The sequence below is a fragment of the Vibrio sp. 2304 genome (assembly GCF_033339475.1).
Classification (GTDB): domain Bacteria; phylum Pseudomonadota; class Gammaproteobacteria; order Enterobacterales; family Vibrionaceae; genus Vibrio; species Vibrio alginolyticus.
Genome location: NZ_JAWOUQ010000009.1, coordinates 109,440 through 123,317, shown reverse-complemented (window position 1 = coordinate 123,317; position 13,878 = coordinate 109,440). Strand labels below are relative to the sequence as shown.

15 protein-coding genes and 1 pseudogene are annotated in these 13,878 nt (G+C 43.0%); 7 read left to right on the top strand and 9 right to left on the bottom strand.

Features of this window, described 5'->3' with window-relative positions; genetic code table 11:
* Positions 1-80 precede the first annotated feature (80 nt).
* On the bottom strand, positions 81-986 hold the full coding sequence (locus tag R7P64_RS17450) for a LysR family transcriptional regulator (protein ID WP_017634199.1): 906 nt from the start codon (positions 984-986) through the stop codon (positions 81-83).
* A 93-nt stretch (positions 987-1,079) separates the two neighbouring features.
* On the opposite strand from R7P64_RS17450, the gene R7P64_RS17445 reads away from it, so the two are divergent.
* The 3 genes from R7P64_RS17445 to R7P64_RS17435 all read left to right on the top strand — a co-directional run bounded on the left by R7P64_RS17445 (position 1,080) and on the right by R7P64_RS17435 (position 3,495).
* Positions 1,080-1,991, top strand: a complete 912-nt coding sequence (locus tag R7P64_RS17445; RefSeq protein ID WP_025998579.1) for a DMT family transporter — start codon at positions 1,080-1,082, stop codon at positions 1,989-1,991.
* Positions 1,992-2,188: 197 nt separating this feature from the next.
* Positions 2,189-2,650, top strand: coding sequence for a carboxymuconolactone decarboxylase family protein (locus tag R7P64_RS17440; protein ID WP_005376442.1), 462 nt, complete (start codon positions 2,189-2,191; stop codon positions 2,648-2,650).
* 104 nt (positions 2,651-2,754) lie between these two features.
* Positions 2,755-3,495, top strand: a complete 741-nt coding sequence (locus R7P64_RS17435) for a helix-turn-helix domain-containing protein (protein WP_017634201.1) — start codon at positions 2,755-2,757, stop codon at positions 3,493-3,495.
* 119 nt (positions 3,496-3,614) lie between these two features.
* Here R7P64_RS17435 and R7P64_RS17430 read toward each other — a convergent pair whose 3' ends face one another.
* The 4 genes and pseudogenes from R7P64_RS17430 to R7P64_RS17415 all read right to left on the bottom strand — a co-directional run bounded on the left by R7P64_RS17430 (position 3,615) and on the right by R7P64_RS17415 (position 5,905).
* Entirely contained in the window at positions 3,615-4,109 is a 495-nt protein-coding gene (locus tag R7P64_RS17430; RefSeq protein ID WP_017634202.1) for a YcxB family protein, read from the bottom strand.
* A gap of 223 nt (positions 4,110-4,332) precedes the next feature.
* Positions 4,333-4,593, bottom strand: coding sequence for a DUF5062 family protein (locus tag R7P64_RS17425; protein WP_005376453.1), 261 nt, complete (start codon positions 4,591-4,593; stop codon positions 4,333-4,335).
* 82 nt (positions 4,594-4,675) lie between these two features.
* Positions 4,676-5,044 (bottom strand): annotated as a pseudogene (locus tag R7P64_RS17420) (threonine aldolase); the annotation flags it as partial.
* Complete coding sequence (locus R7P64_RS17415; RefSeq protein WP_213962485.1) at positions 5,045-5,905, bottom strand: immunity 49 family protein; 861 nt, start codon at positions 5,903-5,905, stop codon at positions 5,045-5,047.
* Between the two features lie 356 nt (positions 5,906-6,261).
* On the opposite strand from R7P64_RS17415, the gene R7P64_RS17410 reads away from it, so the two are divergent.
* The 3 genes from R7P64_RS17410 (at position 6,262) to R7P64_RS17400 (ending at position 9,678) form a co-directional block, all read left to right on the top strand.
* A complete protein-coding gene (locus R7P64_RS17410; protein ID WP_005376459.1) occupies positions 6,262-6,876 on the top strand; it encodes a PolC-type DNA polymerase III in 615 nt (204 codons plus the stop codon).
* A 167-nt stretch (positions 6,877-7,043) separates the two neighbouring features.
* The gene (locus R7P64_RS17405; protein WP_318123757.1) at positions 7,044-8,804 is read left to right on the top strand and encodes an ABC transporter ATP-binding protein/permease; all 1,761 of its coding nucleotides are present in this window, start codon (positions 7,044-7,046) and stop codon (positions 8,802-8,804) included.
* 481 nt (positions 8,805-9,285) lie between these two features.
* The gene (locus R7P64_RS17400; protein WP_005376463.1) at positions 9,286-9,678 is read left to right on the top strand and encodes a hypothetical protein; all 393 of its coding nucleotides are present in this window, start codon (positions 9,286-9,288) and stop codon (positions 9,676-9,678) included.
* 40 nt (positions 9,679-9,718) lie between these two features.
* Here R7P64_RS17400 and R7P64_RS17395 read toward each other — a convergent pair whose 3' ends face one another.
* From R7P64_RS17395 to R7P64_RS17380, 4 genes are all read right to left on the bottom strand, one after another.
* The gene (locus R7P64_RS17395; RefSeq protein WP_318118993.1) at positions 9,719-10,723 is read right to left on the bottom strand and encodes a metal-dependent hydrolase; all 1,005 of its coding nucleotides are present in this window, start codon (positions 10,721-10,723) and stop codon (positions 9,719-9,721) included.
* 327 nt (positions 10,724-11,050) lie between these two features.
* The gene (locus R7P64_RS17390; protein WP_005388759.1) at positions 11,051-11,509 is read right to left on the bottom strand and encodes a hypothetical protein; all 459 of its coding nucleotides are present in this window, start codon (positions 11,507-11,509) and stop codon (positions 11,051-11,053) included.
* 93 nt (positions 11,510-11,602) lie between these two features.
* Positions 11,603-12,631 (bottom strand): phospholipase A, encoded by a 1,029-nt coding sequence (locus R7P64_RS17385; RefSeq protein ID WP_005376466.1) that lies wholly within the window; start codon positions 12,629-12,631, stop codon positions 11,603-11,605.
* Between the two features lie 226 nt (positions 12,632-12,857).
* A complete protein-coding gene (locus R7P64_RS17380; RefSeq protein ID WP_005376471.1) occupies positions 12,858-13,361 on the bottom strand; it encodes a DUF2938 domain-containing protein in 504 nt (167 codons plus the stop codon).
* Between the two features lie 84 nt (positions 13,362-13,445).
* Between R7P64_RS17380 and R7P64_RS17375 the strand changes: the two genes are divergently transcribed.
* Positions 13,446-13,853, top strand: a complete 408-nt coding sequence (locus R7P64_RS17375) for a helix-turn-helix domain-containing protein (RefSeq protein WP_031778925.1) — start codon at positions 13,446-13,448, stop codon at positions 13,851-13,853.
* Positions 13,854-13,878: the final 25 nt, after the last annotated feature.

The following is a 13,878-nucleotide window of genomic DNA, read 5'->3' as shown; positions in this document are numbered from 1 at the left end:
TAAATAAATGAACTCAATTGAAGCAGAGTCATGAAGCTTCAATTGAGGTTACCGGCACAGCACAATGTGATAAACCTCTTTCAAGCAAACATTTGAATGCGATTTTTCCAATTTAAGACATGTTCAATAAATGCATCAACTCTTGCAGGCCTTTTATCGCGGTCTCGATACATAATGAATACTTCTTTACCCGAGCATTGCCATTCTGGCAACAAAGGCAGCAGGTTATGTTGATCATGATTTAGCTCATGAAAGTAATAGGTTGGAATCCAAGCAATTCCTAAACCATGGATGACGGCGTCTCTAACTAGTAGTACATCATTTGAAGTGAATTGAAACTTTAGCGAATGGTCAAATGTTTCATTGGTGATTTGATTAACTAATTTCCATTGGCTGTCGTTGTTTACCGTAATTAGGCGATGATGGATAAGTTGTTCTGGATGGGTAATCGGTTGGTGTTGTTCTAAATAGCTTCGTGACGCACAAAGCGCAAATGGAATCGACCATAATTTCTGAGCAATCCAGTCTTGTTCAATAAGATCACCAAGACGAAAACTAACATCGACACGGTTAGATACAAGATTGATTTTTTCATTCTGTACATCTAAATCGATACATATCTTCGGATGTTGCTCTGCAAATTCATAAACGCACCGCTTTAACCACATCTGTGTCATGTTAATTGGCGCTGATATTTTGATCGTTCCGCTTAAAGACTGACGCTCAGTCGCAATTCTCGATGTCACATTATTTAAGCTAAGAAGTAACGGCTCACAGAGTTGGTAATATTTTTCGCCATCAGTTGTTAACGCAAAGTGGTGTGCACTGCGGTTAAATAGTCTGCAATTTAAGTTTGTTTCCAGCCTTTTTAACTTCCGGCTTAGCGTGGCTAACGGGACATTAAGACGCTCAGATGCTTGTGTTAGGCTTTGATAGCGAGCAACAGAAACGAATAACAAAAGATCATCCAAAGAGTGACGTTCCATATTTGGGATTAACCCTCTTAAATTTGGCTATTAAAATTCAAATATGAAATATATAGCATTATCGCGCCAAGTTAATTTTTATCAGGAAGATCTATGTCTAAGCATTTATCAATTTGGTGCGGTGTTGTTGTCGCTATCTTTTTTTGGTCTAGTAACTTTAACGTAATAAAGGCTATTAATAGCGATGTCTCTCCTTTGGATTCAGCGACGTTACGGTTTTCCGTTGCAGCTTTAATACTCTTGTTGATAAGAGGTACTAAACGCTCTCCATATGGAGCCAAGCTCACACGAAAAAGTATGTTGTCGTTGTTTGTTATAGCAACCGTGGGTGTAACTATCCAAAACTTCTCTATTTTCTCTGCAATGAGCTTTACTACCCCAGTGAACGCAGCGGTTGTTCAGGCAAACCTACCACTTGTCACTATCTTGTTGTCGGGCTTTATTCTCAAAACTTCCATTTCGGTTAAAACTATTTTAGGTGCACTAATCAGTTTTTGTGGAGTGGTAATCGTCATTACAGGGGGAAATATTCATTCTATTAGCAGCAATAGTAATATTGGTGATCTATACATGTTATTTGCTTTAATTAGTGGGTGTTTATACACAATTCTAGCGAAGCGTTTAACATCTCATATCCCAGTAACTCAGCAGTTACGTTGGGTGTTAAGTATTGGTGCCATTCAAATGGTCGCTATAGCGATGTACCACGGCGACTTTAGCCGTAGCTTAAATGCCATAACATTTAAAGACCTAGCATTAATAGCTTACATGAGCCTGTTTGGAACTTTGATTGCTTATTACTTTTGGATGAAAGGCGCTATCGTTCTTGGTCCAGATAAAATGTCTCCATTATTTAATATTATGCCGGTATTCACTCTACTGATTTCGTTCATTTCTGGTGATCAGGCTCAATGGGAAAATGTTTTAGGCGTCTTTATCGTTGCGGCTGGTGTGTATATAGGTAACTCAGCACCTTTTGCTCGTTTACGGAAGGTGGTGGAGTAAAAATAGACGCCAACCTTAAGTCGCATTATTTAGAGCAATACTTTGTTAATTGGCATAAGTTTTCTTGGTTTCCAATAGGTACATTTTTTCGCTTTCGTCGTTCACTCTTTTATCTAACTTTATTGAGTGCATGTCGAAAATCTTCAATCTTTTGCTAAGAGCGTTTTTTACTATGTAAAAAACAAAGGAGAATGACCATGAAGAAACGACTCAACTATATTGAAGTAGCGCCAAAGGCAATAGAAATCCTATACGCTCAGGAAGCTTACTTCCATGAACAATTTAGCCAATCAGAAACCATGAACATGATCATATGGGAACTGGTTAAGTTACGCATATCGCAAATCAATCAATGTGCATTTTGTATCGACATGCATAGTAAAGATGCGCTTAAGTTAGGTGAAAAGCCGGAACGCATATGGGGGCTTAGTGCATGGAAAGATATGCCATTCTACAGCGATGCAGAACACGTTGCGCTTGGCTGGGCTGAATTACTAACTGCTGGCCTACCAGTAGATGATGATACCTATCAGCTGACCTTGAATACCTTTGGAGAAGAAGCTATGGTCAACCTAACAATTGCGATCAACGCGATCAATAGTTGGAACCGAATAGTTAAGGCATTTAAGCCAAAGGTTGGAGTCTATAAACCTCGATAATTCTATTTGACGGTTCTTACTTGTAAGCCACTGCTTATACCTCAACTTAATAGGATGAAAAGTACATGTGTATCACTTTCTCATTTAAGTTGAGGTTAAATAGGATGATTCATTTGAACTTAGAATTTGATATTTTAAAACCTCAAAAGGCTTTAGCTGGCTATGTTCAAGCCATTTGGTCAGCATCCGTCAAACCTGATACGACGCAAACTGTACGTAAACAATTACTCAGTGATGCTGGTACAGGTGTGGTATTCATTTTACAGAATGAAGTACAAATGGATGGTGAGTGGCAGACGCCGGGGGTTGTCCTACTGCCTATAAGCATTCTGGCACATCAGGTCTGCCTACCGCCAGGCGCGGTGATGACTGGCGTACGCTTTCATCCTGCTGTTGGTTATCAACTATTTGGTAAACGTCTAGAACAGCTATTGCGGATTCAAGACGACCACCCTTTGGCTTCTTCTGCACTAGCAACATTTGAGTCTCTGCAAATAGCTCGTTCGCCATATGCAAGGATTTCTACGTTATATCGCTGGGTTCAAACACTGATTGAGGAATATGAACCGCAGTATGTCGGCCACATTATTGACCAACCTACAGGGACCATCAGTCAGCGCCAGAGAGAGCGCAATTTTCAGAAATGGTTGGGGATTACTCCTAAACATTACCAACGCATTAAACGAGTGAAGCACACTTTAGAGCAACTCCGAGCGCAACCCGATCTTACTTTATCGGAGTTGGCGCTGGAGCAAGGTTTTTCCGATCAAGCACACATGACTAGAGAGTGTAAGCAGATTGCGCGCATGACACCGAAGCAGTATGCCCGAAAGAGAAACCTCTAAACCTTATTAGCTTTCTACATCAAACCCCATTGATTCAGAATCGACCATATACTTGTTACAATGTTCGATCATATATCACCTACTTTTTCGATCGCTCATTCCAGCTTGATGTGAGTTGGTTAGCTCGCTTTTGATGCCGCGTGCCGCTCTACCATAAACGCGATCACTTCTTCGCTTAAGCAAGATTTGCTGATGTATTGGCGTTGTTTACCAAGGTGAAGGATAAAGCCCAAATCAGTTTGTTCGAGTTGGTCGATATCATTCCAAGCGAGGCTGCGGTCAACTTTACCGCTTTTGTAGCGTACGCCATCTGCATTCACTTCAAACACCACTTTACTGCCGCGACTTGAGCTGATGGTTTGACGCCACAGCCACCAAGTTCTTTTGAAGTAAACGCTGCACGCTTCAATCACACTCAATACGATAAAGAACCAACCGACATAACCGTTTGGTAGCAGTTCAAACTCCAATAAAACCACACCAAAGACAAGAAACAATATCCCTTTTAGGTACGCTTGTGGGAACTTCGTTGGCTGGCTAGTTTGATCATAACACTCAGCAAAGAAAGGTTTGTCGAGTGTGTATTCTGTAGTGAATTCGAAATCTTTAGACATGTATGGTTACTTCAAGGCTTCTGTAAATGAGTAATCTTAGTTGCACTCTCGCAACGCCTGCATTGTAGCGCTTCTCGGGATTTATCTTTAGTCCTTTTGATTCTGTTTTGTAAATCAATGATACCGCCACGCAAAAAGACCTCGGTGCACTTGCCAAGATCAAACAAGGCGAACCATTTGGCTCGCCTTGTGAATTAATGACCTATGTAACTTCTTGAGGTTTTTACTTTAGAGGGTCGTTGTCTGGCAACGCACTGTGTATCCATACTGCCAGCCGGTGTTTGATGCTTGCGCCATCTAGCTTGCTTTCCGGTAGTGGCGTGATCTGTTTGGCATCGACCAAGAATAGGTAAATCGCTTTTACTCTTAGAGGCTGTGGTGACTGAGGAAGGTCAAAGCCTTGTAGCTTCGCCATCTTCCCACCAATCTCTAGTGCCTTCTTAACCAGTTTGTCTTCATTGTGAAGCTTGGAGCTTTTTGACATTGATAAATCCTCTTCTTCGCTTCAATTAAGAATACATGAAGTGTCACGTATGGCGTGTTAGTAAGCTCGCATATTGATAAGTTTATGCCTTCTTACCGAGTAACTGATTGAAAAACGACCTTAATTCGTCATCACCAAGATTGAGCAGGTAGTCACCAACATACCATTCAACAATCGATTGATTTGGATGTGCCGTGACTTACGGGTTACCAAACCAAATGCCCTTTTCCGTGGCAAACGTGTATTGGAGTTCTTTCAACTCTTCACAGCTAAATGGCAGGATAAGGTGCAACATGTTTGCTTGAGGCTGGATTAGTCTTACCGCCAAAGGTGGGAACTCTTCAATGATCTTGTAGATTTGTTTTGTTCGCTCAAACAGAGCCCGCAGCTGCGCCAACCTTTCATCGAACGGCATTGCCGCAGACACTACATAAGGTGTTCTACTAATGATTTATTTAGAACAGAGATCATGCTCACCGTAAACGAGCCACTTTGGCAAATATGCGGTTTCTGGAATTGTCCAGCCATACTTATCGTATGCCAATGCAGCAAGACCAATCAGTTTCAAAGAAACATTCCCTTTTGGCGAATAGCGAACATCTTCATTTATGTAGAACTGGTAATGCGCCTCTAACGCATCCCTCAGTGCCTCTTGATAATGTGCCTCATCGCCATCGATAATGGCAACAAACACATTCACAAATGGAATAAACAAAGAGTGTACATATGGCACTCTGGTTGATTCTAAGTATTGCGGAGAAGATTTCTCCATCACAGTTTGCAATAACTCAGGTAACGCTGATGAATTGCTAAATACACCGTTAACGAACTCGACTAGCGCAACATTAAACGGCGTCTTTATAGAAACTAACGACTCATCCATGATGGTCATCAGCTCTACGCAGCGCCAATCTCTCGCTGCCATTGCTAAACAGATTTCATCCAACCAAGCATCCATTGTTCCTTCTGCAACAGAACGGTTACCCACTTCCGAAAAGTGTCGGTGCCCAACGGAAAATTCAACCACTTGGTCTGAATGATTGGCCAGCAAGTACACGTTATTCAGTAACTCAAGCGCCCTTTTTATGTAAGCTGGCGAGGCCTGATGTTGTCCGAATTCGGAAGCGGTGAAGAATGCCTCAAGCGAATCCCAAGCATCGCCTTTCATTCTTTTAAGAGGTTGCTTATAAAAAGATTGTTTTTCATCAAGCATTCTTTCCCAGAAGCTGTAGAAATCTTCATCTTCTTCACGAAAAATACGCAATTTTCTTTCTTCAGGTATCTCTAAATAATGATTCTTCATTGGTTCCATCGTTCCCTAGCCTCTCATTATAAGTTGTTCTAATTTTTTGCCGTGATGATATTCATACTCAAAATCAAGCCGTGAATGATGCCGAAGTTGATTTATAAAATCAATTTATAATCAGTATGTTGTATCGAAAGTTAATGCTTAATTGAAATGAATCGAAAAGCCGAAAAACATTTGAAATATAAGGCTACCGCACAAGCCGCGATGGGTAAGCCAGAACGTACCTGTCCATAAACAGTGGACGACGAACACTGACTTTGTGGAGTAAAGATAGACAGATATTCACCATTGTGTTCGCCTTTCTTTTTCTGTCGCTTTCGATAATACTCTTGCGCAATATTACTCAGCTGGAAAATTTTATGCCTCAAGCAAACTCTGTGGTCGTACTCGACTTTGAAACCACAGGTCTCTCTCCTACTTTAGGTGATCGCGCAATAGAAATTGGTGCAGTAAAGTTAGTCAATGGCGAGGTTGTCGATAGTTTTCAGCAACTCATGAATCCCGGTTTCAGAGTGAGTTCTTTCATTGAGAACTACACCGGCATTACCAACAATATGTTGCGATCGGCACCAAGCTGCGAAGAGGTAATGGCGTCATTTAGTGAGTTCATTGCAGGCGAAAACCTTATCGCTCACAACGCGTCCTTCGATAAACGATTTTTAGATGCGGAGCTTGAACGAATCAACTGTGGTTATTCGGGTGAGTTTGCTTGCTCCTTACTAGTGGCAAGACGGCTCATTCAAGAAGCCCCATCACATAAGCTAGGTGAACTTGTTCGCTATAAAAATATCGACAACGACGGTGTTTTCCACCGAGCACTAGCCGATGCGCAAATGACAGCCAAGCTTTGGCTCTTAATGGTCGAAGGGATAGAAAACTCAGGCGTCGAAAAACCAAGTTTTCAGTTGATGCAAACGGTCAGTAAAACAGCCAAAGGAAAAGTCGACCTGCTACTCGCCAAAAGCCGTGCGTAACCCCCTCCTAGCTAAAAGCTGATTCTCGTCTCTTAGACGTTTAAGTGATTTTCGATGCAATATTGGCTATCCCAGTGAACTTCCTAATCTGAATGCGGCAGTTCGCTGGTCTCACCAACCAAACTGGCTTACTATGCCAGGTACCTAAAACGCTTTGTGAGTCACTCATGAGCCGAAAAAATAACAAAAATCTCAGCATTCTTCTTAAACTCAACACCTTTATTGCACCTTATAAATGGCGGGTTGCGGCGGCTTTGGTTGCCCTTGTCGCGACGGCAAGTTTGACGTTATCCGTTGGCTATGGAGTACGTATTCTTATCGACCAAGGCTTTGCTCAGCAATCATTGCAAGAGCTTACCAATGCGATTCAGTTTATTGTCGGTGTCACATTGTGTATTGCCATTGGGACCTTCTTTCGCTTTTACCTTGTCTCTTCCGTAGGTGAGCGCGTCAGTGCGGATATTCGCCTTGCGGTGTTCAACCATGTGATTACGCTGCATCCGAGCTATTTTGAGACCAACAGTAGCGGCGATATTATGTCGCGCCTGACTACCGATACCACGTTGCTGCAAAGCATTATTGGTTCATCGTTCTCGATGGCGATGCGTAGCGCTTTGATGTGTTTTGGAGCCATCATAATGTTGTTTGCCACCAACGTTAAGCTCACGCTGATTGTGCTTGCTTCTGTGCCTTTGGTTTTGGTTCCGATTTTGTTCTATGGACGACGCGTGCGTGCGCTCTCTCGCCAAAGTCAGGACTCAATGGCCGATGTCGGCAGCTACGCAGGTGAAGCGATAGAACATATTAAAACCGTGCAAAGTTTTAGCTCAGAGCCGTACGAACGAGCGGCTTTCGCTGTCGAGGTGGAAAAAGCGTATGAAGTGGGCAGACAGAGAGTAAAACAACGCGCGATCCTGATCTCTGGCGTTATTGTGATTGTGTTCAGCGCAATTGCGGGCATGCTTTGGGTTGGCGGCAGCGATGTGATTCACGGAAAGATGTCTGCGGGTGACCTAGCAGCGTTTGTGTTTTACGCCATTATGGTTGCCTCATCGACTGCAACCATTTCCGAAGTCATGGGCGAATTGCAAAGAGCCGCAGGCGCTACCGAGCGACTGATTGAGATCCTTCAAGTAGAAAGCGATATTAAAGCACCAAACAACCATTTGCCTGTCCGTTCAGACATATCTGCTGAAGTTAGCTTTAAGTCGCTGAATTTCAACTACCCTTCTCGCCCAAATCAACCTGCTGTCAAAGGATTAAATTTAACCGCTGAACAAGGCAAAGTATTGGCGTTGGTTGGCCCTTCTGGCGCAGGTAAAACAACGCTATTCGAACTGCTGCAACGCTTTTACGACCCACAACAGGGGCAAGTGTTGTTTGGTGGCGAAGACATTCGACAGTTCGACCCAAACGAGCTTCGACGCCAAATGGCACTCGTACCTCAACAACCAGCGCTGTTTAGCCATGATGTGTTTCACAATATTCGTTACGGCAATCCAGAAGCCACAGATGAACAAGTCATCGAAGCCGCCAAAAAAGCCCATGCCCATGAGTTTATTGAGAAGCTTCCCGAAGGCTATTACAGCTTTTTAGGTGAGCGCGGCGTTAGGCTATCAGGCGGTCAAAAGCAGCGCATTGCGATTGCTCGCGCGATTCTAAAAGATCCAAAAATCTTACTGCTGGATGAAGCCACCAGCGCCCTTGATAGTGAAAGTGAACATCACGTTCAGCAAGCACTTGAAGCACTGATGAAAGGACGCACAACGCTGATCATTGCTCATCGCCTTTCTACTATCCAACATGCGGATAAAATTGCGGTGCTGGACAATGGCGAGTTAGTCGATGTTGGTAACCACCAATCATTAATGCAAAGCTGTGAGTTGTATCAGCGACTTGTGGCATTGCAATTTAAGCACTTGGAGTAACGCCTAGTTAAGCGTTCAAAAGTAAGCAAAGGCGGACCAAATAATTTAATAACAGGAGTTTAACGATGTTTTTGTGTCAGTCCAGCGAGCCTTGGCGAGACTAAGAATCTAGCTCTGAGTGGTTAATGAGATAATTTAGACCATGAAGAGCTAGGATAGAAGATCCCACATCATGTCCCATCGTCGCTGTACAAGGTGACGAAATACAAAAGATACCACTCGCAGTTAAACGAGCGGCATTAAACCAAGCAGCTCGTCTTTTAACAAAGGAATTCCAGTAACCAGCGTATTCTCCCTTCAACTAGAAACACTCGTTCACAACTACCATATAAAACCCAATTAGCTTCATTTGTAACAATTCAGGTTTCAAAAATAGGAAATCATTACTGAAAAAGTTTACCGCGTTTTGTGTTGCTATCTATGGTTACAATATTTGAGACATCAATGCCTTTAAACCAAGCAACACAAAAGCGGCACCGATATGAACAGCGAAGCGAAACAACTATTTTCTTATCTATGTCAGCGATACGATGCGCTTTCTCAAGAGCTTGAGTCTCGCCCTTTTCCTGAATTTTCTGAGACTATTACTCATCCTCTTGGGCACTGTTTAGTCCGTTGCCCAGCAGGTAGCCAACGCTTTTCTATTGTAGCAGTCAACTTTGCACCCTCCGTTCGCGGGCAAGGCGTGCTTACTGCATTTATCGACTACATCAAAAGCAATCCATACCACTACCAAGGTGTTGAGGTTGCAATCATTGAAAACAAGAACTTAGCTAAACGACTTTTGTCTCTTGGCTGGAAGTACAAGTCCCTGTTTGGCAAAATTTTCTTCGCTAGCAAGCCGACCCTAGTAAAGGACTTTCAGTCTGCGTAATAGTTATTACGAAACCGCATCGACATCCAAAGTAAAACCATCACTCAAAATCCGTAAGCATGTTGAAAAAAACTTGGCGATCTTCTGCAGTACTTCCTCGATGAGCACTGTATTCAACGTGCGCGTCTGCGCTGGCTTTTGGGGATAGATTGATGCCCCATAACGCATTAATTTGGTTTGGTACGATGGAATAACGCATATCAACAATTCGCATTTCATTATTCGGATCCGTCGCTACAAAACCGTTTGAAAACCAACGGAAACGTTCGATGTCTCTTGCTTGTTGCGATTGCGGGTTTAGCCACGGAAATTGCTCTTTTATATTTAACTTTGGAGTTGATTCGCCAGGGTAAATTTTTATTGAACGCCCCACCCTTACGGCATCTACATAGTAGCTCTCTTCCGTTTCATAAATTAGTTTCCAAACCAAAAGATTGCTGAAACTTGGTTTGGCTTTTAATTGTATAGCGTTGTGTTGTCGCTCTTTGACGATTTCCCAACCAGCTACTTCTGCTCTATCTCGTTGTATCGTTCCAAGACTTAGGTAAGCCAGGCACCATAAAAATGCAATGCGGGCATAGTTTGGGCTTCGCTTCAGTGCAACAAACAAAAGCAATATTAAAATAGGGAGTGTGAACGCGGGGTCGATTACCGAAATAGTGTTCCAAGCATAACGCGTGTTGCTTATCGGCCATAGAAGCTGTGTGCCATAACTGGTGCATGCGTCTAATAACGCATGGGTACTATAACCAAGCGCGCAGTAAAACCAACTCTGCCGGAAGCTTAGTCCTCGCTTTTTTGCGAACAATGGATACAACAACAAAGCACAAATGAAACTACCAAACGGGATAAACAAGAGCGAGTGAGTAAATTGGCGATGGTATTCCAAATACAGCAAAGGATCAGTTGAAGAACGGATTAGCACATCTAAATCCGGAGCCATCCCAGAGACCACGCCCAACACGCCAACAACTGCAAGGTTTCGCTTGTTGCTCACCGCCAGTGGCAAAGCTGCACCCAATAAACCTTGCGTTAACGGATCCATCGTTCACTTCCTTTAGATAGCTGAAGCTCAGCTGGAAAGCGTACACGCTCAATAGTCGGCTCCAATTTAAAAACCAGAAGGTTCTTCGACATAAATTATCGCATTTAAGTGGAAAACAATACACGACTTAGTCATGCATTTGCTTGTTTAGCAACAAACACCTTGATTTAGTGTAAGAAGGAATCACGCCGTTCGCTAGTGAACGAACAAATCTGAGTCTAGGCTTGTTTGTTATTTCAAACCCGAAGGTTTATCTGACGCGAAAAAACAAGGCGAACCAAATGGCTCGCCTTGTTTCAAATTTACTGAACGATAAACGACAGGTGTTTAGTCTTGAGGATTCTCTTTCGCGTTGATTTCAGCGTAAGTGTGCAGCAGCTCCGTCAATGTTTTTACCCACGCAAAAACATCCGAAGGTGCATTTTCGATTAGTTTTTCCACTAGAGCACAGTGTGTTTCTAGCGTGATGGCCTCTTCCAAACGGAATGAGATCGCGTAGAAATGCCAAAGCACCAATCGCGTCATTCGCTCGCTATTTTGCTTTGCGTTGTCTGAGTCATCAAACGCTTGTTGAATTTCACTCAGTGCGATTGCTGTCATGCGTAGCATTGCATCAAGACGTGCAGACAACATGCGGTCTTCACTATCCACTTCTTCTTGATCAAAAGTGAACAGCTCATTCATCACGTCTTCTGGCACCATTTTACTGATCATACGAGCACTAAACTCTTCCAGCTCATGGCGAGGCATAGTTACAAGACAATCGAAGGTGTAATCACGAAGCATAAAATCACTCTAGGTTAGAAATCAATTTCAGCCTCGCATTCTAAATATTGAAATTTCAATTGCCAGTGTTAATTTCTATCCATCTACGAAAAACTACAAAACACCGTTGATTGCAATACCAACACCAATCCGCTGCTGATTATGATCATAGTCGATCAAGCTCTTACCATAACCCGCTGAGTATTGTGCGTACCCCTGAACTTTGCCCCAAATCGGAAATGACACACCCAGTTCTGCAAAACCCTTATGTGTTTGAAAGTTCTGGCGACCTAAAAAGGTAAACTCGTAACCATTCCACTTGTAAGCACTCGATAGCTCAAAGTGTCCCATATAGTCTTCGATATCCGGGTTATCATCACCTTTGGGATCATTAGGCGATGTCTTTTCATCTTCAGGTATACGCCACCAAGGCTGGATAGAAACCGCAAAATTGTCTTTTGCAAAGGTTACGTTGGCGTAGACACGGTTCCAACTGCGCGATAGCTCCTGTCTCTGACCGTTAGACTCATGTTCAATACCAAAACCTAACCAAGTCGAACCATCAAGTGGTTTCCAGTCTGTTGGGGTGTAGTAAAAAAGCTCTGGACGATAATTGGTTTCACGGAATGGACGAGATGCTGCACCCGTGTATACCTGCCAAAATGATTTAAGAGTCATTCCAAAAAACAGACCATCGCCATCAAATAACAAGTCATCATAGTTCATTGGTACTTTAAAACTGATTTGGAACTCCGCCTCTTCCTTACGCAGTTCATCGCCGTATTTGGTGTCGGCATACGCGCGTTTATTTACTCGATCACTGTACGTAAACGGAAGAATATAGTTAACGCGATGCGCGACCAGACTAAACGGTTCGAACGCGTTTTCTCGTTCTGATTCCAAACGCTTGTCGACCAAACTTTCCTGAAGTTCTTCAGGCTCTTCAATTTCTGGATCAGCGGGCACTGTGCTGGTTACTGTGTCAAGCTCACACTGCGCGCGAATGCTCTTTATGGTTTCTTCACCTTTGCTTTGCTTTATTTTGTCTAGCAAACATAAATCATAAGCACTGGCTGTTTCTCCCATCGCAACTGGCGCTGCCAATAAACTCAGTATTGATATCCCTGCCACTTTTGAAGCCATCTGAAACCCTTAATATTCTTTATGTCAAACCAGATAATTTTAGTTTTTCTTGGTAAACCGCTTGCCATTCTGACGTTAAGGCAATGTTAAATGTCCGCCGACTTTACGTCTTGGATAAATGCAACAGACTTTAGACATATCGGTCAACTATGATCAAAGCGCAAAAAACAACCAAGAGTTGAGCATCATAGATAAAAACCACTCGTTTGCATGATGCTCATTTTATCTATGCAAAATACTGGCTCGTAACTTTGATTGCAAACCCGGCAATGAATAAACCCAAACCATAACCCAAATGCGCCAATGTGCTAAGAAAACGGGCTTTCCAAGGTGTTGGGGTTTTACTCGCAGCAAAACCAAATCCTAGACAAGGTTGAATGACCAAAAATGGGAAGATCAACGTTACCACGCCTGTAATTAAGCTGGGCATTAGACTGGGCTCTACCAACCAATGATGACCAAAAACAGTAACGTGAGCCAAAGCGAAAGTAACGCCGATGGCATAATGCAAAAACCAGCCAAGTGACTTTTCTCCCGGCATCGCCTCTGACGCCATAATTGGCGCATGCATAAGCTTTCCTTGGGGCATGTACAAAACCCAGCGCGCAACCAACGCATAGTTTAATGAAGGAATACCAAACACTCTCCTTTGTAACCATGCCCATAAATCCATTATCAAAGTGGCACCAATCCCTATTAGCACCGCTTGCAATCCCATTAAAAGCAGCATTTTTCTCTCCTCAAGTTTTTGATTTGTTAAGGTCTTAGTTGCATGCTACAACTTAAAGCCAACTTGAAGTCAATGGGGAATAATATGGATATTGCAGAAGTGGTTAGAAAATCAGGATTGCCGACTTCAACGCTCAGGTACTACGAACAGCTGGGGTTAATTCGCTCGATAGGAAGGAATGGATTGAGACGCCAATATTCACCAGAGGTACTCAATACACTCAATTTAATTAGTTTGGGGCGTATCGCTGGAATATCGCTTAACGAAATGGCAGAAATGTTGAATCAATCAGAAGTTTCAAAGCCATATATCGATCGTGACTTACTAACGAAAAAGGCACTTGAGATTGATGAGCAAATAAAACGTTTGAAAGCGGTGCGAGACAGCCTCAACCATGTCGCCACCTGCCCTCATGAGTCACATATGGACTGTTCTTCATTTCAGAAGCTTATGAAGGTCGTAAAGCGTTATGTCCCCCAAAAGCAGAGATAAACCGCTCTCCCTACCGTCCTATTCT